At 62.0% G+C, this 18,601-nt stretch carries 14 protein-coding genes and 2 pseudogenes; 10 read left to right on the top strand and 6 right to left on the bottom strand.

Annotated features, from left to right (window positions below; all coding sequences use genetic code 11):
* Positions 1 to 6: 6 nt before the first annotated feature.
* Genes CSZ94_RS05875 through folD form a run of 4 tightly spaced genes read right to left on the bottom strand, consistent with a single transcriptional unit; the run spans position 7 to position 3,754 of the window.
* A complete protein-coding gene (locus CSZ94_RS05875; RefSeq protein WP_102120651.1) occupies positions 7 to 360 on the bottom strand; it encodes a hypothetical protein in 354 nt (117 codons plus the stop codon).
* On the bottom strand, positions 357 to 782 hold the full coding sequence (locus CSZ94_RS05870) for a DNA polymerase III subunit chi (protein ID WP_102120650.1): 426 nt from the start codon (positions 780 to 782) through the stop codon (positions 357 to 359). The genes CSZ94_RS05875 and CSZ94_RS05870 overlap by 4 nt, the downstream gene beginning before the upstream one ends.
* Before the next feature lie 7 nt (positions 783 to 789).
* On the bottom strand, positions 790 to 2,859 hold the full coding sequence (locus CSZ94_RS05865) for a M3 family metallopeptidase (RefSeq protein WP_102120682.1): 2,070 nt from the start codon (positions 2,857 to 2,859) through the stop codon (positions 790 to 792).
* A 49-nt stretch (positions 2,860 to 2,908) separates the two neighbouring features.
* Positions 2,909 to 3,754 (bottom strand): bifunctional methylenetetrahydrofolate dehydrogenase/methenyltetrahydrofolate cyclohydrolase FolD, encoded by an 846-nt coding sequence (gene folD, locus CSZ94_RS05860; RefSeq protein WP_102120649.1) that lies wholly within the window; start codon positions 3,752 to 3,754, stop codon positions 2,909 to 2,911.
* Between the two features lie 495 nt (positions 3,755 to 4,249).
* Between folD and aceE the strand changes: the two genes are divergently transcribed.
* The 7 genes and pseudogenes from aceE to CSZ94_RS05830 all read left to right on the top strand — a co-directional run bounded on the left by aceE (position 4,250) and on the right by CSZ94_RS05830 (position 12,751).
* Positions 4,250 to 6,946, top strand: coding sequence for a pyruvate dehydrogenase (acetyl-transferring), homodimeric type (gene aceE / locus CSZ94_RS05855; RefSeq protein ID WP_102120648.1), 2,697 nt, complete (start codon positions 4,250 to 4,252; stop codon positions 6,944 to 6,946).
* Between the two features lie 94 nt (positions 6,947 to 7,040).
* On the top strand, positions 7,041 to 8,702 hold the full coding sequence (aceF, locus tag CSZ94_RS05850) for a dihydrolipoyllysine-residue acetyltransferase (protein WP_102120647.1): 1,662 nt from the start codon (positions 7,041 to 7,043) through the stop codon (positions 8,700 to 8,702).
* Between the two features lie 10 nt (positions 8,703 to 8,712).
* Positions 8,713 to 10,491 (top strand): dihydrolipoyl dehydrogenase, encoded by a 1,779-nt coding sequence (lpdA, locus tag CSZ94_RS05845; protein ID WP_102120646.1) that lies wholly within the window; start codon positions 8,713 to 8,715, stop codon positions 10,489 to 10,491.
* A 158-nt stretch (positions 10,492 to 10,649) separates the two neighbouring features.
* Positions 10,650 to 10,778, top strand: a complete 129-nt coding sequence (locus tag CSZ94_RS28490) for a hypothetical protein (RefSeq protein ID WP_258000798.1) — start codon at positions 10,650 to 10,652, stop codon at positions 10,776 to 10,778.
* 57 nt (positions 10,779 to 10,835) lie between these two features.
* Positions 10,836 to 11,052: pseudogene (locus CSZ94_RS28485) on the top strand (dihydrolipoyl dehydrogenase); the annotation flags it as partial.
* Between the two features lie 60 nt (positions 11,053 to 11,112).
* Positions 11,113 to 11,326 (top strand): annotated as a pseudogene (locus CSZ94_RS05835) (dihydrolipoyl dehydrogenase); the annotation flags it as partial.
* 255 nt (positions 11,327 to 11,581) lie between these two features.
* A complete protein-coding gene (locus CSZ94_RS05830) occupies positions 11,582 to 12,751 on the top strand; it encodes a hypothetical protein (RefSeq protein ID WP_102120645.1) in 1,170 nt (389 codons plus the stop codon).
* Between the two features lie 8 nt (positions 12,752 to 12,759).
* Here CSZ94_RS05830 and CSZ94_RS05825 read toward each other — a convergent pair whose 3' ends face one another.
* Entirely contained in the window at positions 12,760 to 13,479 is a 720-nt protein-coding gene (locus CSZ94_RS05825; RefSeq protein WP_102120644.1) for a TetR/AcrR family transcriptional regulator, read from the bottom strand.
* A gap of 137 nt (positions 13,480 to 13,616) precedes the next feature.
* Here CSZ94_RS05825 and CSZ94_RS05820 point away from each other — a divergent pair, with 137 nt between their 5' ends.
* From CSZ94_RS05820 to CSZ94_RS05810, 3 genes are read left to right on the top strand one after another with little or no spacing between them, the layout of a single operon-like run.
* A complete protein-coding gene (locus tag CSZ94_RS05820; RefSeq protein WP_102120643.1) occupies positions 13,617 to 14,825 on the top strand; it encodes an HlyD family secretion protein in 1,209 nt (402 codons plus the stop codon).
* A gap of 6 nt (positions 14,826 to 14,831) precedes the next feature.
* On the top strand, positions 14,832 to 16,430 hold the full coding sequence (locus CSZ94_RS05815; RefSeq protein WP_102120642.1) for a DHA2 family efflux MFS transporter permease subunit: 1,599 nt from the start codon (positions 14,832 to 14,834) through the stop codon (positions 16,428 to 16,430).
* A 40-nt stretch (positions 16,431 to 16,470) separates the two neighbouring features.
* Positions 16,471 to 17,934, top strand: a complete 1,464-nt coding sequence (locus CSZ94_RS05810) for an efflux transporter outer membrane subunit (protein ID WP_180977377.1) — start codon at positions 16,471 to 16,473, stop codon at positions 17,932 to 17,934.
* Positions 17,935 to 17,959: 25 nt separating this feature from the next.
* On the opposite strand, the gene CSZ94_RS27940 is transcribed toward CSZ94_RS05810, so the two are convergent.
* Positions 17,960 to 18,172, bottom strand: a complete 213-nt coding sequence (locus tag CSZ94_RS27940) for a hypothetical protein (protein WP_102120640.1) — start codon at positions 18,170 to 18,172, stop codon at positions 17,960 to 17,962.
* Positions 18,173 to 18,601: the final 429 nt, after the last annotated feature.

The raw sequence follows: 18,601 nt of genomic DNA, 5'->3' as shown, positions 1-18,601 counted from the left end.
GCCTGATTACTGTGCAGGCGGATGCAAATGTCCCAGTTCATGGCTGACGGCGTGCGCCACGATCTGTTCCAGCGACTGCTGCAAGTCTTCGCGCAATGCGCCGCGCATGCCGATCAGGGCGTTTTGCAGGGCCGTCTGCAAGACGTGGGCGATGCGTTCTTCCAGCAGATGGTCGATCTTGCCTTGCACCTGATGCAGGATGCGCTGCGTCAGTCGCTCTTCGATGGCGTCCCAGTCAGGCTGCACGACGTCCGGTGGCAACTCGACAGCAGGCTCGGCTGGCATGGCGGGCGCCACTTCCGGCCCCAGCAGCACCTCCGTCAGCAGGGGGATGCCCTGGTCGAAAGGCTGTTGGTTCATGTCTTCCCTGCCACGAAGTGGGTCGGTTGCACGTCTTGCTGGCGGTAATGCAGGAAGCGCTGGCGGCCTGCCTGCGCATCTTGCTCATCCATGGAAACGATTTCAAAGACGCGCTGGAACTGCGCGTAATTGGCGGGCGGCAACTGTGACAGGTTGACAAGGATGTCGTGGTGCGGCAGCTCGGCCGTTTCGTCATCGGTCAGGATGATGGGCGTTTGCGCCGCCAGCGGGTCGCCGGCCAGCACGTGCGGCAGGAAATCCGTGGCGGAAATGGTCCACATGGCGCGGTTCAAGGCGTCGAGCTGGGCGCTGTCGGCCGCCAGCACGACGACCTTGTTGCCCGCCATATAGGCCTTGCGCGCCAGGCGGCAGGCATACGCCAGCTTGTCGGGTACGTTGCTGTGAAAATCGACGCGGCTCATGGCGAACTCAGGCTGCCATGCCGCTGTGGCGCAGCAGGGCGTCGATTGACGGTTCGCGGCCGCGGAAGGCCGTGAACGATTCCAGCGCGGGGCGCGATCCGCCGACGGACAGGATTTCCTGCAGGTAACGCTTGCCTGCCTCGATGGTGGCGGCCGGCCCCAGCGCGCGGGCTTCTTCGAAGGCTGCATAGGCGTCGGCGGACAGTACTTCGGCCCATTTGTAGCTGTAGTAGCCTGCCGCGTAGCCGCCAGCAAAGATATGCCCGAAGGCATTCTGGAAGCGGTTGAACGGGGGCGGGATGAGCAGCGAAAACTTGGCGCGCACGCCGTCGATCAGCTGCTGCACGCTCTGGCCCGTGCTGGCATCGTAGTCATAGTGCAAATGCATGTCGAGCAAGGAGAACTCCACCTGGCGCAAGGTTTGCAAGCCGGACTGGAAATTCTTGGCCGCCAGCATCTTGTCGTACAGCGCGCGCGGCAGCGGCTCGCCCGTGACGGCATGTGCCGTCATGTGTTCGAGTACTTCCCATTCCCAGCAGAAGTTTTCCATGAATTGCGATGGCAGTTCCACGGCATCCCATTCGACGCCGGCAATGCCGGACACGCCCAGCTCGTCGACGACCGTCAGCATATGGTGCAGTCCGTGGCCGAATTCGTGGAACAGGGTGATCACTTCATCGTGCGTAAACAGGGCCGGTTGGGTCGTGCCGTCGAGCACGGCCGGCTGCGTGAAGTTGCAGGTCAGATAAGCGATCGGCGTTTGCACGTGTTGCGCGTCTGCACGGCGGCCGCGCGCATCGTCCATCCAGGCGCCGCCGCTCTTGCCCGCGCGCGCATACAGGTCCAGATAAAACTGGCCGATCAGCGTGCCGTCGCGCTCGATGCGGTAAAAGCGCACGTCCGGGTGCCAGACGGGTGCCGTATCAAGCTTGATCTCGACGGCGAACAGGTTCTGAATCTGGCGGAACAGGCCGTCGATCACCTTGTGTTCAGGGAAATACTGTTTTACTTCCTGGGCCGAGAACGCGTAGCGGCGTTCCTGCAGTTTTTCGGAAGCGTAAGGCACGTCCCACGCTTGCAGCGCGTCTATGCCCAGTTCTTCGCGGGCGAATTGTTTCAGTTCTGCCAAGTCCTTCTCGGCGAACGGGCGCGCGCGTTGGGCCAGGTCTTCCAGGAAAGCGATGACTTGCGCGGGCGAGGTAGCCATTTTGGAGGCCAGCGACACTTCGGCAAAATTGGCGTAACCGAGCAGTTTTGCCTCTTCGTCGCGCAGCTGCAGCAGGGTGACGATGTTTTGCGTATTGTCCCACTCGTCCTTCTTGCTGAAGACCTCGCCCTGCTCCGATGCCTTGGTGGCGTTGGCGCGGTAAATGGTCTCGCGCAGCGCGCGCTTGTCGGCAAATTGCAGGATCGGGTAATAAGAGGGGAAGTGCAGCGAGAATTCATAACCCGCTTTGCCCGCTTTTTCGGCGGCGGCGCGCGCGGCGGCCTTCACGTCGTCGGGCAAGCCTGCGAGATCAGCTTCATTGTCGACCAGCAACTTGTAGTCATCGGTGGCGTCGAGCACGTTTTCGGAAAAACGCGTACCGACGGCCGCATGTTCTTCCTGGATGGCGCCAAAGCGCGCTTTTTTGTCTTCTGGCAACTCGGCGCCGCCCAGGCGGAAGTCGCGCACGGCATTGTCGACGATGCGCCGGCGCGCCGGCGACAGGCTGGCGAAAGCGGGACTGGCCTGCAATTGCTTGTATTTGCCGAAGAGGATGTCGTTCTGGCCCAGCTCGGTCAAGAATTCCGTCACCTTGGGCTGGTTGGCATTGTAGGCGGCGCGCAGTTCCGGCGTATCGATCACGCTGTTGAGGTGGTTGACGATGCTCCAGGCGCGGCCCAGGGTTTCGGCGATCTGGTCCTGCGGCGCGACGAAGTTTTCCCAGCTGACTGCTGCCATCGGCGCTTCCAGCCGCGCCACGGTGGCGCGCGCCTGGGCCAAAAGGGTATCGATGGCAGGCGTGACATGCTCGTGCGTGATCGCGTCGAAGCGTGGCAGTCCGGAAAAATCAAGCAGGGGATTGGTGGTCATCGTCAGTTCCATATATTAAAAGGGGCGTTCATGCCGCCCCCGGTGATTCTTAAATGCGCTCGGCGGCTTCGACCGTGTTCATCAATAACATCGTAATGGTCATCGGACCCACGCCACCGGGCACGGGCGTGATGTGGGAGGCGACGTCTTTCATTCCGGCAAAATCCACGTCACCGCACAACTTGCCGTCATCGTCGCGGTTCATGCCCACGTCGATGACGATGGCGCCCGGCTTGAGCATGTCGGCTGTCAGCGTGTTGCGGCGGCCTACGGCGGCCACGACCACGTCTGCCTGGCGCGTGTACAGACCCAGGTCCGGCGTCGCACTATGACAGATGGTGACGGTGGCGTTCGCTTGCAAGAGCAGCAGGGCCATCGGCTTGCCGACGGTGTTGCTGCGACCGATGACGACGGCGTGCTTGCCGCGCAAGTCCACGCCCGTGCTTTCGATCAGTTTCATGCAACCATAGGGCGTGCAGGGACGGAAGCCGGGCAAGCCCGTCATCAGTTCGCCGGCGCTCAGGACGGAATAGCCATCCACGTCTTTCGTCGTGGAGATCGCTTCGATGACCTTGTGCGGGTTGATGTGCTTGGGCAAGGGCATTTGCACGAGGATGCCGTGGATGGCCGGGTCGGCGTTCAGGCTGGCGATGCGCGCCAGCAAGTCCGCTTCGGACAGGTCCGCTTCATATTTTTCCAGCACCGAGTAAAAACCCACGTCGCCGCAGGCCTTGACCTTGTTGCGGACATACACCTGGCTGGCCGGGTCTTCGCCGACGAGTATCACGGCCAGGCCGGGCTGGGTGCCCTTGGCCGTGAGGGCGGCGGCGCGCGTGGCGATCTCGCTGCGCAGTTTTTGGGAGAGGGCGATTCCGTCGATCAGTTGTGCTGGCATGGTAGGGAGGCTGTGTGGGAGGGAAAAGACAGATTATAAAGCCGGGCGGCGCAAAGGGGCGGTTTTGGCTATGCAAAGGCGTAACAACGGCGGGCCACAGACGCGAGCCTGAGAAAATGCCGATGACGGCGTTGCAGCGCCTTGCCCTCGACATTTTTCAGGCCCGCTTGGCCCGGTATGCCTGTGCGGACGACTGGGGCGTTAATGCGTTTTGCTGTTGTGCTGGTGGTCTAGGGAGCGCAAGGGCCTGCGGTTTTTTTGGCGCCGTTTTTGGCACTTTGATCACGCTAATTTCCGGGCAGAATTTGCGGCACTGCAGCATAAATTCCAGAGGGTAATTTCATAATATGAAACGCTATATCGTAATTTGAAAAATAGTAAATACGCTGTTAGAATCCCCACACTAAACCGACTTAATAGTAAATAATCAGCGAAATACCGTCCGACAGCGATCCGGAAAATCGGGGTGGGGCGTTCACAAAGGAGACTCAACAGATGTCAGCTCAACTGAACCAGGTAACGACACAGATCGGCACCGACCCGGATATGCAGGAAACCAAGGAGTGGCTGGACGCGCTCGAAGCCGTGCTGGAAAATGAAGGTCCCGAACGCGCGCATTATCTGATGGAGCGCATGGTTGACCTGGCCCGCCGCCGTGGCGCCCAGATCCCGTTCTCCAGCACCACCGCCTACGTCAATACCATTCCCACCAAGCAAGAAGCACACTGTCCCGGCAACCTGGAATACGAAGAGCGCCTGCGCTCGTGGATGCGCTGGAACGCCATGGCCATGGTAGTCAAGGCCAACCGCGCCGACGGCGACCTGGGTGGCCACCTGTCTTCGTTTGCTTCGCTGGCAAACATGCTGGGCATCGGTTTCAACCACTTCTGGCACGCGCCGACGGCCGACCACGGCGGCGACCTGCTGTACATCCAGGGCCACTCCTCGCCCGGCATCTACGCGCGCGCCTTCCTCGAAGGCCGCCTCTCCGAAGAGCAAATGCTGAACTTCCGCAAGGAAGTTGACGGCAAGGGCCTTTCCTCGTACCCGCATCCAAAATTGATGCCTGACTTCTGGCAGTTCCCGACCGTGTCGATGGGCCTGGGCCCGCACATGGCGATCTACCAGGCGCGTTTCCTGAAATACCTGCACGCACGCGGCATCGCGAAAACCGACAACCGCAAGATCTGGGCTTTCTGCGGCGATGGCGAAATGGACGAGCCGGAGTCCCTGGGCGCGATCGGCCTGGCCGCACGCGACATGCTTGACAACCTGGTCATCGTGGTCAACTGCAACCTGCAGCGCCTGGACGGCCCGGTGCGCGGCAACACCAAGATCATCCAGGAACTGGAAGGTGAATTCCGTGGCGCTGGCTGGAACGTCGTCAAGGTCATCTGGGGTCCGGGCTGGGACGCCCTGCTGGCGCAAGATAAAGAAGGTATCCTGCAGCGCGTGATGATGGAAACCGTCGACGGCGAATACCAGAACTACAAGGCCAAAGATGGCGCTTACGTGCGCAAGCACTTCTTCGGCAAGCATCCGAAGTTGCTGGAAATGGTTGCCAACATGACGGACGACGACATCTGGCGCCTGACCCGTGGCGGCCATGATCCGCACAAGATCTACGCGGCCTTCAAGATCGCCCAGGAGCACAAGGGCCAGCCGACCGTCCTGCTGGTGAAAACCGTCAAGGGCTACGGCATGGGCAAGTCCGGCGAAGCGCGCAACACGGCGCACCAGACGAAAAAGCTGGACGACGAAGCCATCCGCGAAATGCGCGACCGCTTCTCGCTGCCTATCCCTGACGACAAGCTGGCCGACATCCCGTTCTTCAAGCCAGCCGACGATGCGCCGGAAATGGTCTACCTGCACGAGCGCCGCAAGGCCCTCGGTGGTTACCTGCCGCAGCGCCGCCAGAAATCGGAAGAAACCCTGCCTGTGCCTGGCCTGGACGCGTTCAAGAACGTGCTGGAAGCGACGCCGGAAGGCCGTGAAATATCGACCACGCAAGCCTTCGTGCGCGTCATTTCGACCCTGCTGAAAGACCCGAACCTGGGCCAGCGCGTGGTGCCTATCCTGGTCGATGAATCGCGTACCTTCGGCATGGAAGGCCTGTTCCGCCAGATCGGCATCTACAACCCGAAAGGCCAGTTGTACGAGCCGGTCGACAAAGACCAGGTCATGTACTACCGCGAAGACAAGGCCGGCCAGATCCTGCAAGAGGGCATCAACGAAGCGGGCGGCATGAGCTCGTGGATCGCCGCAGCGACGTCGTATTCGACCAACGACCGCATCATGATCCCGTTCTACACCTTCTACTCGATGTTCGGCTTCCAGCGCATCGGCGACCAGGTATGGGCATCGGCCGACATGCGCGCCCGTGGCTTCCTGATGGGCGGCACGGCTGGCCGTACGACCCTGAACGGCGAAGGCTTGCAGCACGAAGATGGCCACAGCCATATCTTCGCCGCGACCATCCCGACCTGCATGCCGTACGACCCGACCTTCAGCCATGAAGTCGCCGTCATCATCCAGGACGGCCTGCGCCGCATGATCGCCAACCAGGAAGATGTGTTCTACTACATCACGATCATGAACGAGAACTATGCCCAGCCAGGCATCAAGCCAGGCCAGGAAGAAGGCATCCTGAAAGGCATGTACAAGTTGCAGGAAGGCCAGGCTGACGCCAAGCTGCGCGTACAACTGATCGGCTGCGGCACCATCCTGCGCGAATCGATCTTCGCCGCCGAGCTGTTGCAAAACGACTGGGGCGTGGCTGCAGACGTGTGGTCGGCGCCGTCGCTGACCCTGGTGGCCCGCGATGGCCAGGATGCAGAGCGCTGGAACATGGTCAACCCGTCGAAACAGCAGCGCGTGCCGTACGTGACGTCGCTGTTGCAGGACACGGACGGCCCGATCGTCGCCACGACCGATTACATGCGCGCGTTTGCAGAACAGATCCGCGCCTTCATGCCGAAAGGCCGCACTTATAAAGTGCTGGGCACCGATGGCTTTGGCCGCTCGGACAGCCGCGCCAAGCTGCGCGAGTTCTTCGAAGTGAACCGTTATTATGTCACCGTGGCTGCGCTCAAATCGCTGGCTGACGAAGGCAAGATCGACGTATCGGTGGTGGAGCAGGCGATTGCCAAGTACGGCATCGACGCCAACAAACCGAATCCGGTGACCCAGTAATCGTTGTGCGGACCCGATGATGCCAGGGCGGTGCGCAAGTGCCGCCCTGGCGTGTGTGCGGGTCCATCTGACAAATAAAATAACGGAGCAAGCTATGAGCATTGTGGAAGTCAAAGTCCCGGATATCGGCGATTTCAAGGAAGTCGAGATCATTGAACTGATGGTCAAGCCAGGCGATACGGTCAAGCTTGACCAGTCCCTGATCACGGTCGAATCGGACAAGGCCAGCATGGAAATTCCATCGAGCCACGCCGGTGTCGTCAAGGAATTGAAAGTCAACGTGGGCGACAAGATCGCCGAAGGTTCGCTGGTGCTGTTGCTGGAAGTGGCCGATGATGCGTCCGCGCCTGCACCTGCTGCCGCTGCAGCGCCTGCACCGGCAGCTGAAGCTGAAGCCGCACCCGCTGCAGCCGCTCCAGCGCCTGTCGCCGCCCCCGCTGCTGCTGGCGGCCTGGTCGAAGTGACCGTGCCCGATATCGGCGACTTCAAGGAAGTCGAAGTCATCGAACTGATGGTCAAGGTCGGCGATACGATCAAGGTCGAGCAGTCGCTGCTGACGGTGGAATCGGACAAGGCCAGCATGGAAATTCCATCGAGCCACGCCGGTATCGTGAAAGAACTGAAGGTCAAGGTCGGCGACAAGGTTGCCAAGGGTAGTCTGGTGCTGGTGGTGGAAACGAGCGGCGGCGCTGCCGCTCCTGCTGCTGTCCCTGCCGCCGCGCCTGCACCGGCCGCGCAAGCTGCTGCCGCGCCAGGCGCCGCCGTCGCTTCGGCACCGGTCGCCGCTGCCCCTGCCGCCACACCTGCCGCAAATGGCAAGCTGGCGCACGCTTCGCCATCGATCCGCAAGTTCGCGCGCGAACTGGGCGTGGACCTGGCCCGCGTGGGCGGTTCCGGGCCGAAGGGCCGCATCACCCAGGAAGACGTGCAGAACTTCGTCAAGGGCGTGATGTCGGGCGCCGTCGCCGCGCCAAATGCGCCGGTCGCTGCCAAAGGTGGTTCGGGCGTGGGCCTGGACTTGCTGCCATGGCCGTCGCTGGACTTCAGCAAATTCGGCACGACTGAATTGCTGCCGCTGTCGCGCATCAAGAAAATCTCGGGTCCGAATCTGCACCGCAACTGGGTCATGATCCCGCACGTCACGCAGTTCGACGAAGCGGACGTGACGGACCTGGAAGCGTTCCGCGTCGACACCAACGCCGCCAATGCGAAGAACAAGGATGCGGCCAAGCTGACCATGCTGGCCTTCGTCATCAAGGCGTCCGTCGCCGCGCTGAAGAAATTCCCCGCGTTTAACGCCTCGCTCGACGCCAAGGGTGAAAACCTGATCCTCAAGCAGTACTACAACATCGGCTTTGCGGCCGACACGCCGAATGGCCTGGTGGTGCCCGTGATCAAGGGCGCGGACCAGAAATCGGTCTCGCAGATCGCCCGCGAAATGACGGAACTGTCGCTGCAGGCACGCGAAGGCAAGCTGAAACCGGCCGACATGCAGGGCGCCAGCTTCACGATTTCGTCCCTGGGCGGCATCGGTGGCACGCACTTCACGCCTATCGTGAATGCGCCTGAAGTGGCGATCCTGGGTCTGTCGAAAGCCTCGATCAAGCCGGTATGGGATGGCAAGGCCTTCCAGCCGCGCCTGATGATGGGCACCTCGCTGTCCTACGACCACCGCGTGGTCGATGGCGCGATGGGCGCGCGATTCTCCGTGTACCTCGGCGAAGTCCTGGCCGACATGCGCAAAATTCTGCTGTAAGGAGCGATTCATGAGCACAGTAGAGGTAAAAGTACCGAATATCGGCGACTTCAAGGAAGTCGAAGTCATCGAACTGATGGTCAAGGTAGGCGACACCATCAAGGTGGACCAGTCGCTGATCACGGTTGAATCGGACAAGGCCAGCATGGAGATTCCGTCGACCCACGCAGGCGTCGTCAAGGAAATCAAAGTCAAGGTTGGCGACAAGATCGCCGAAGGCAGCGCGCTGCTGGTGCTGGAAGCGACTGAAGGCGCGGCGGCTGCCGCACCAGCGGCTGCTCCTGCGCCAGCGGCAGCACCTGCTGCAGCTCCGGCAGCAGCTGCACCTGTCGCCGCCATCCCGGCCGGCAATTACAGCGGCCAGGTCGACATCGATGTCGACATGATGGTGCTGGGTGGCGGTCCTGGCGGTTATTCGGCGGCGTTCCGCGCGGCCGACCTGGGTCTGAGCACTGTCATCGTCGAGCGCTACGCCACCCTGGGCGGCGTGTGCCTGAACGTGGGCTGCATCCCGTCGAAGGCGCTGCTGCACGTCGCTTCCGTCATCGATGAAACGGCGCACATGTCCAACACGGGTGTGACGTTTGCCAAGCCGAGCATCGACATCGACCAGGTACGCAAGTACAAGGAAGGCGTCATCTCGAACATGACGGGCGGTCTGGCCGGCATGGCCAAGGCGCGCAAGACGCAAGTGGTGACGGGCGTGGGCCAGTTCCTCAGTGCCAACCACATCGAAGTGACGGCGGCTGACGGCTCGAAAAAAGTCGTGCAGTTCAAGCAAGCCATCATCGCCGCCGGTTCGTCCGTGGTGAAACTGCCCTTCGTGCCGGAAGACCCGCGCATCGTCGATTCGACGGGCGCGCTGGAATTGCGCCAGATCCCGAAACGCATGCTGGTCATCGGCGGCGGCATCATCGGCCTGGAAATGGCGACGGTCTACTCCACTTTTGGCGCGCGCATCGACGTGGTCGAAATGATGGATGGCCTGATGCAGGGCGCCGACCGCGATGCCGTCAAGGTGTGGCAGAAGTTCAATGAAAAACGCTTCGACAACATCATGACCAAGACCAAGACGGTGGCCGTCGAGGCGTTGCCGGAAGGTATCAAGGTCACGTTCGAAGCGGCTGAAGCGGGTGCCACGGCGCCGGCGCCGCAAGTCTACGACCTGGTGCTCGTCGCCGTGGGCCGCAGCCCGAACGGCAAGAAGATCGCCGCCGACAAGGCCGGCGTGAACGTCACGGACCGCGGCTTCATCGAAGTCGACAGCCAGATGCGCACCAATGTGCCGAATATCTTCGCCATCGGCGACCTGGTGGGCCAGCCGATGCTGGCGCACAAGGCCGTGCATGAAGCCCACGTGGCGGCGGAAGCTGCCGCCGGCCAGAAGTCGCATTTCGACGTCAAGGTGATTCCATCGGTCGCCTACACGGACCCGGAAGTGGCATGGGCCGGCATCACGGAAGACGAAGCGAAAGCCAAGGGCATCAAGGTCGAGAAGGGCCACTTCCCGTGGGCCGCCTCGGGCCGCGCCGTGGCCAACGGCCGCGCCGAAGGTTTCACCAAGCTGCTGTTCGATGCGGAAACGCACCGCATCATCGGCGGCACCATCGTCGGCACGCATGCGGGCGACATGATCGGCGAAATCGCCCTGGCCATCGAAATGGGCTGCGACGGCACGGACATCGGCAAGACCATCCATCCTCACCCGACCCTGGGCGAATCGATCGGTATGGCTGCTGAAGTCTACGAAGGTGTCTGCACGGACTTGCCGCCACCGCGCAAGCGTTGATGTTGTAGCGCTGTGTTGTAACACTAAAAACCCCGCAAGCGATTGCGGGGTTTTTTATTATCCAGCAACGATTAGGCACATCATCGGCAGCACCATCGTCGGCACGCATGCGGGCGACAGGTGAACGATGAAGCGGCGAAATCGCCCTGGCCATCGAAATGGGCTGCGACGGCACGGACATCGGCAAGACCATCCATCCTCACCCGACCCTGGGTGTATCGATCGGTATGGCTGCTGAAGTCTACGAAGGTGTCTGCACGGACTTGCCGCCACCGCGCAAGCGTTGATGTTGTAACACTAAAAACCCCGCAAGTGATTGCGGGGTTTTTTATTATCCAGCAACGATTAGGCGCATCATCGGCGGCACCATCGTCGGCACGCATGCGGGCGACAGGTGAACGATGAAGCGGCGAAATCGCCCTGGCCATCGAAATGGGCTGCGACGGCACGGACATCGGCAAGACCATCCATCCTCACCCGACCCTGGGTGTATCGATCGGTATGGCTGCTGAAGTCTACGAAGGTGTCTGCACGGACTTGCCGCCACAGCGCAAGCGCTGATGTCGTAACACTAAAAACCCCGCAAGCGATTGCGGGGTTTTTTATTATCCAGCAACGATTAGGCACATCATCGGCGGCACCATCGTCGGCACGCATGCGGGCGACAGGTGAACGATGAAGCGGCGAAATCGCCCTGGCCATCGAAATGGGCTGCGACGGCACGGACATCGGCAAGACCATCTATCCTCACCCGACCCTGGGTGTATCGATCGGCATGGATGCTGAAGTCTACGAAGGTGTCTGCACGGACTTGCCGCCACCGCGCAAGCGCTGATAAAGAGTTAACTTTCAGTATAAAAAACCAGGACATGTTCCCGGTTTTTTTATTTCTCTTGACCTGTAGCATAGTAAAACGTGGCGCAGCGGTATCTTGTGAAAATTGGTGAGTATTGCCACATGGAAAAAGTGGCAGAATGAAGGTCTGTCAGCATGTTTTGCTTTTGCTTCAACGGAAGCGTGTGATTTTTCCAGGAATGTTGCCAGCGTGGGATACGGTCAAATTGCGCTGTATTGAGAGAGTTTTGCAACGATGAAAAAATTTACCGCCCTTCATATTGCCGATGTCCGTTTGCGCCGCGCCGATGAGCAAGAGCAAGCCGTGATGCTGCATGCCTTGTACCAGGATGTGGCCGCTATCCTGACGGTGGGCAAGCAGATCGATGCGATTTTCTTCACGGGCCAGCTGGTGGCGCTCGATGCCTGTGCCAGCACCACGCCCTTGTATGTCTACGAATATTTCCTGCGTCCCTTGCTGCAGGCGGCCAGCTTGCCCGGTGCGCGATACTACCTGGTGCCGGGCAGCCGCGTGCAGGGTGTTGCGGCTGCGGCGCAGGGCAATGCCGGCTTCAGTTTTTTCTCTGCCGATGAGCACGCCAGTGCCGAGCAGCGCGCGTACTACAAGAATATCCACGCCGTGTTCCACGGCCAGCAGCATACGGGGGACGCCAGTTCGCTGATGAAGTCGCTAGGCATCTTGTTCAAGAGCAATCCCGGCAGCCTGTACGGCGCGCATGGCCAGATGGCGGCGTTTTCCGTGCTCGAGTTCGGCACAAACGGAGCCGATGGCGACGCGTCAGGCACGCCGTGGAAGGTCTCCTTGCGCGAGTTCGACGAAGTGAGCAAGAATTTCGCCCTGTCGGTGCTGTACACGCCGAATGGCCAGGAAACGGGGCAGATGGATGCCGAGTATGTGTTTGCCACCTTGCTGCCGCAGCTGGCAGGCGAACGCGCCTATTTCGATGGCTTGCTGGGCAGGGCGGGCGCGCAGCAGCGTGAGGACGCTGGCGTGGCGGCCGATGCGCGCGAATTCCTGATCGAACTGGCGTTCGTGATGTTCGAAGCCAAGACCCTGTTTCTTGGCGAAGCGGAACTGCAGCGTTTTGTCAGCGACTATTGCGGCGTGAAGGGCTGGAACATGCCGGCAAGGGACTGGCTGGCGCCGCTGTATGCGCATGGCTTGCTGCTGCTGGCCGATGGCCAGGCGGCGTTTTCCTTCGATTACTTCCGTACCTACTTCCTGGCACAGCGCTTTGAAACATCGTTCGACCTGATGCGCTATGGCCCGGAACGCCATGACGGAAGTGATTCTTCACTTAGTCCGGATGGCCAGTCGGCGGCCCAGCCTTTCTTGCGCGCGCTGGGCCTGAGCGATGAGCGTGCTGCAGCGGCGATGCAGGAAGAGGGCGGTTGCCCCGGCTGAATCGCGCGTCAGGCCGCGAGCGCCTGGCGCAAGGTGCCGCGCAGGAACAGGTCCAGGCTGAGGGCTACCTTGGCGCGCAGCTGTGCCACATCCGGTTGCGTCTGCGGCGCAAACAGCAGGCGCGACATCTGATCTCCCAGCAGGCAATTGAGCAGGTGTAGCGCCAGGATGGATGGTGCCAGTTCCGCGCGAAACAGTGGCGCGATGTCGGGACGGCTGAAAAACTTGCTCAGCATCTCGCGTGTCTGTCCCGGTCCCACCTTGTAAAACGTTTCCGCCAGTTCAGGATGCGTGGCCGCCTCGGCAACCACCATGCGATTCAGGCGGATCGCCGCCGGCATGGTGACCAGTTGCACGAACAGCAGGCCGAATTCGCCCAGAATGGTGGGCAGGGGCCGCATATCCGTTTCCAGCGCCGGCATGGTCGAGAAATAGGCGGCGCGGCGCAGTTCCACCACGGCATTGAACAAGCCCGACTTGCCGCCAAATTTCACATAAATCGTGCGCACGGCCACATGGGCTTCGCGCGCGATCATTTCCAGGCTTACCTTTCCATACCCTTTTTCCAGAAACAGGCCGCCCGCCGTGTGCAGCAGGTTTTCCATGCGCGCCTCCATGTCGGCCGCGCGCGGGCGGCCGGCTGGCTTGCCGCAGCAGGAAAGCTCCTTGGCGGAGGCGTCGGATTCTGTATCGGTGGGCAAGGTATCGCTGAGGCCGGGATCGGACATGGTCTGGGTCTCTTCATAAGGTTAGTGATGGCTCACACTGTAGTGCAAATTAAAATGAAATGCAATCGTTTCATTTCTTGACAAGCGCTTTTCTTTGTCCAATAATGAACCTATGTCATTTCATTTTCGGAGCGAGTATGTCCAACCAGCCAGGTCCAGCAGAGCACAAGGTGCTGAGCGCCGTCCCACCCGCGGCCCCTGCCGCACCTTCAGCGCCCGCTGCTTCTGCCAGCTCCGCTGCACCGAATAAGCGCGTGAAAATCATCGCCGGCCTGATCGTCCTTGTCGCGCTGGGCGCTGGCGCGCGCATGTGGTACCGCAGCCACTATTTCGTGGAAACGGAAAACGCCTATGTATCCGGCCACGTGCATCCCGTCTCGGCGCGCATTTCCGGCGTCGTCACCAAGGTTTTCATCGACGACAATCAAGTGGTGAAAGAGGGCGACGTGATCGCCGAACTCGATCCGTTCGACCAGCGCGTGAAAACCGAGCAGATCGCCGCGCAGATCGCCAGCGCCGAGCAGCAAGTGCTGCAAGCCGACGCGCAGATCGCGCAAGTGCAGGCGCAGGCCAGCGCCGCCCAGGCGCAGGTGGCGCAGGCCGATGCGCAACTGCTGCGCGCGAAACAGGATGCCGAGCGTTATGGCCAGCTGTACACGAGCCAGATGAAAGCCGTCTCGAAGGCGGAACTCGATGCCGCCAACGCGGCCCGCTCCAGCGCCGTGGCCGACCTGGCCGCCCGTCGCGACAGCGCTTCCGCCGCCAAGGCGCAGATTGGTGCGGCGCAAGCTGCGCGCGACGTGGCCAAGGCCCAGGTGGCCGTGCTGCGCGTGCAATTGAAGGACGCGGAACAGCAGCTGCAATACAACCGCGTCCTGGCCCCCGTCGCCGGCCGCATCGGCAAGCGCAACGTGGAAACGGGCATGCGCGTGCAGCCTGGCCAGCAATTGACGGCCATCGTGCAGGATAACGTCTGGGTCACCGCCAACTTCAAGGAAACCCAATTGGCCGACCTGCACCGCGGCCAGAGCGTGCACGTGACCATCGACGCCATGCCGGGCAAGAAACTGGTGGGCACGGTCGACAGCTTCGCGCCTGCCTCGGGTGCGCAATTCGCGCTGCTGCCGGCCGATAACGCGACCGGTAACTTCACCAAGATCGTCCAGCGCGTGCCCGTGAAAATCGTCTTCCAGCCGGCAGACATCAAGGCCATGAATGGTCGCCTGGTGCCAGGCATGTCGGTGATCGCCGAAGTGGAAGTGAACCAGCCCAATGCGGATCAGGAGAAGGACGCGCGCCACGCCGCCGCTCCAGCCGCTCCCGCCGCACAGAGCGCCGCCCGCTAAGCTTCCATGAGCAGCTCCTCCACCACACCGGCGGCATCGCCGGCGTTTCCCGTGATCAGCGAGAAAGTCTCCGGGCGCACCTGGCTGGCGGTCGCCGCCGGCATGCTGGGCGCCTTCATGGCGGTGCTCGACATCCAGATCACCAACTCCTCGCTCAAGGATATCCTTGGCTCGCTGTCGGCCACCCAGGAAGAGGGCTCGTGGATTTCCACGGCCTACCTGGTGGCGGAAATTATCGTCATCCCGCTCACCGCGCTACTGGCGCGCGTGTTCGGCTTGCGCACCTACATGATAGGCACCACCGCTTTCTTCCTGCTGTTCTCCACCCTGTGCGGCACGGCCTGGAACCTGGAAAGCATGATCGTCTTCCGCATGCTGCAGGGTTTTACGGGCGGCGCCCTGATCCCCATGGCGTTCACCCTGGTGATGCTCAAGCTGCCGCCGTCGAAGCGTGCCGTCGGCATGGCCATTTTCGGTCTGACGGCTACCCTGGCGCCGGCCATGGGCCCGACCCTGGGCGGCTATCTTTCCGAGCTGTATGGCTGGCCCTCGATCTTCTACATCAACTGGGTGCCGGGCGTGCTGCTGATTGCCGGCATGATCTATGGCCTGGACAAGGAGCCGATGAAGCTGGAGATGTTCTGGAAAGCCGATTGGCTGGGCATCTTCTTCATGGCCATGGGCCTGGGTTGCCTGACCATCTTCCTGGAAGAGGGCAATTCGAAAGACTGGTTCGACTCGGGCTTCATCATCGCCTTCGCCGCGCTGGCCCTGACGGGTATCCTGGGTTGGGTCGTCACCAGCGCCACGCGCGCCGAGCCGTTCGTCAACCTGGCCTTGTACGGCCAGCGCAATTTTCTGGTCGCCACCGTGCTGTCGGCCGTGACGGGCATGGGCCTGTATGGCTCGGCCTTTTTGCTGCCCCTGTTCCTGGGCCAGATCGCCGGTTATTCGCCGATGCAGATCGGTGAAGTCATCATGTGGGTGGGCTTGCCGCAGCTGTTCATCATGCCCTTCGTCGCCAAGCTGTCGTCGACGGTGGATAACCGCATCCTGTGTTCGATCGGCCTGTTGCTGTTTGGCGGTTCGTGCATGATGAATGCCTACATGGACGCTTCCACCGGTTACGACCAGCTGCTGTGGTCGCAGGTAGTGCGCGCGCTGGGCCAGCCCTTCGTCATGCTGACCCTGTCGAACTTCGCCATGAAGGGCATCGAGCCGAAGGACATGCCATCGGCGTCGAGCCTGTTCAACATGACGCGCAACCTGGGCGGCTCGATCGGCATCGCCCTGCTGGCCACGGCCCTGAGCACCCGCGAACACTTTCATTCGCAGCGCCTGGGTGAAGCGATCAATGCGTATTCCAGCGCCACGCAGCTGCGTATCGACCAGCTGACGTCCTCGTTCATGGCCAAGGGCTATGACGCCGTCACGGCCGGTAACCAGGCCTTGCAGGTGATCGACGGCGTCGTGCGCCGCGAAGCCTATGTGATGGCTTACAACGATGGCTTTTTCCTGATCGGCGCCATCCTGCTGGCCTGCATCGTGCCCCTGTGGCTGGCCGACAAACTCAAAGCCCCCGGTGGCGGTGGCGGCGGTCATTGACCGCCAACGCAAGCCCTTAAAGAACAAGAAGGTATACACCATGCAAACAGTATTGACGAAATTCGCTCTGGCCGCTTCCCTTGCCGTGGCGCTGTCCGCCTGCGGCACCGTGGGCCAGGATTTCACCGCGCCGGCGAATGTGGCCGGCGTCGACAACGGCGTTTTCCGCCACGGCGCGGCCGCAGCGGATGCCGCGCAGCTGCCCAAAGAGTGGTGGAGCATCTACGGCGACGCCACCCTGGACCGCCTCGAGCGCAGCGCGCTGCAGGACAATCCCGGCGTGAAAGCGGCCGGCGAGCGATTGCTGCAGGCGCTGGCGCAAAGCGGCACGGCGCGCGCCAGCCAGGGCCCGAGCGTGAACCTCAGCACGGGTATTGCGAACTCGCGCACCTCGGCCAATACCGCGCAGGGCCTGGCCCTGGGCGGCCGCTCCATCAGCGGTAATAACTTCTCCGTGGGCGGTTCGCTGTCGTACGAAGTCGACTTGCTGGGGCGTGTAAAGCGCATGGTCGAAGCGGCTGACTCGCAGGCGCTGGCGGCGCAGGCCGACCGCGACGGCGTGCTGCTGATGCTGTCGTCGCAAGTGGCCAGCAATTACTGGCAGCTGCGCGGACTCGATGCGGAAATGGCGATTTTGAATGGCGCCTTGGACACGCGCCGCGAGTCGGCGCAGCTGGTCGAGGCGCGCTTCAGTGCGGGCTTGACGAATGAACTGGACTTGGCGCGCGCGAAAGTGGAATTGTCGAACGCCCAGGCCGACCTGCATGAAGTCAAGCGCCAGCGCAACCAGCTGGAAAACAGCCTGGCCACCTTGACGGGCAAGCCGCCGTCGGCGCTGCAATTGCCGGTGGCGGCCGATCCATCGGCCTTGCCGCTGCCGCCAAGTATCCCAGTCGGCTTGCCGGCCAGCTTGCTGGCGCACCGCCCGGACCTGGTTTCCAGCGTGGCGGGCCTGCGCGCGGCGAACGCGCAAGTGGGCGTGGCCGAAGGCGCGTTTTATCCGTCGCTGCAATTGACGGGCAATTTCGGCTATGCGTCCGAAAAGCTGCGCGACCTGGCGCAAGGCGGTTCGCGCCAGTTCAGCTTTGGCCCGCTGGCCCTGTCCCTGCCGATCTTCGACGGTGGCCGCAACCAGGCCAACCTGGATTTATCCAAGGCGCGCTATGCGGAAGCCGTGGCGAATCACGAAACCAAGCTCCTGACGGCCTTGCGCGAAGTGGAAGATGCGCTGTCCGACGTGGAGCAGCGCCAGTTGCAGGGCGACGCCCAGGCACTGTCGCAGGCCGCGGCGGCGCGCGCCTATCTGGTGGCGCGCACGCGCTATGAGCGCGGCATCTCGACTTACCTGGACGTCACGGACGCGCAGCGCAGCTCGCTGACAGCGGACCGCGCCGCCGCGCAGATCAAGACCCAGCGCTTGCTGGCGACCGTCGCCGTGGCCCGCTCTTTAGGTGCCGGCTGGCAGCCGGATGGCGAGCTGGGGAAGCTGGCGAAGGCCAACTAAGTAAGCAGTGAACTAGGTACAACGGTTACGTGAGCGTGGCCGGTGGCGGTGTCGCCGCCGGCCCGTAGCGTTGCAGCAGAAAATCGATAAAGGTCGTCAGCTTGGGCGTGGGCTGGCGCTCGCGTGCATACACGAGGTGCATGGGGCGCGGCGCCGCCTGCCCATTGTTCGAGCGGAAGCCGCTTTCGCGCACGCGGCGGCCATCGTCGTCGCCGCTCTTGGCCAGGCGCCAGCGCACATGGCGCGTCCATTCTGGCGTTCAGGTTCAACGCCAGGCTCACTTCCGGATACGCACCGAGGTAGTCGGCCAGCAGCGGCGCGATGCACTCGCTGCCAAAGGACACGGACGCCGTGATTTTCAGCTTGCCGCGCGGCGCCATGCGCATGGCTGCCGCACCTCGTTGCGCCGCACGGATACTGGCCAGTATCTGGCGGCATTGTTCCCCTTGTTCCGATTGTTCCGATTGTTCCCATTGTTACATATACTACTGGCCGATTTCAGTCAGGCTTTGCCGTCGCGTGGCCTTCGCCTACAGCCGCAGCGTGGAAGGGGCGCAGACGGGGCAGGTGTGCAGGGTCTGGTAAGCGGCTTGCCATGCGAAGGGGCAGGTGGGACAATCGCAGTCTGAGCAAGAAAGCGGTAGCGCGCGATCCGCGCCAGCCGCTT

The sequence above is a fragment of the Janthinobacterium sp. ROICE36 genome, from assembly GCF_002869965.1.
In the GTDB taxonomy this organism is placed as follows: domain Bacteria; phylum Pseudomonadota; class Gammaproteobacteria; order Burkholderiales; family Burkholderiaceae_D; genus Janthinobacterium.
Note: the sequence above shows the minus strand (reverse complement) of the source record. Positions and strands in the feature narration are given on the sequence as shown.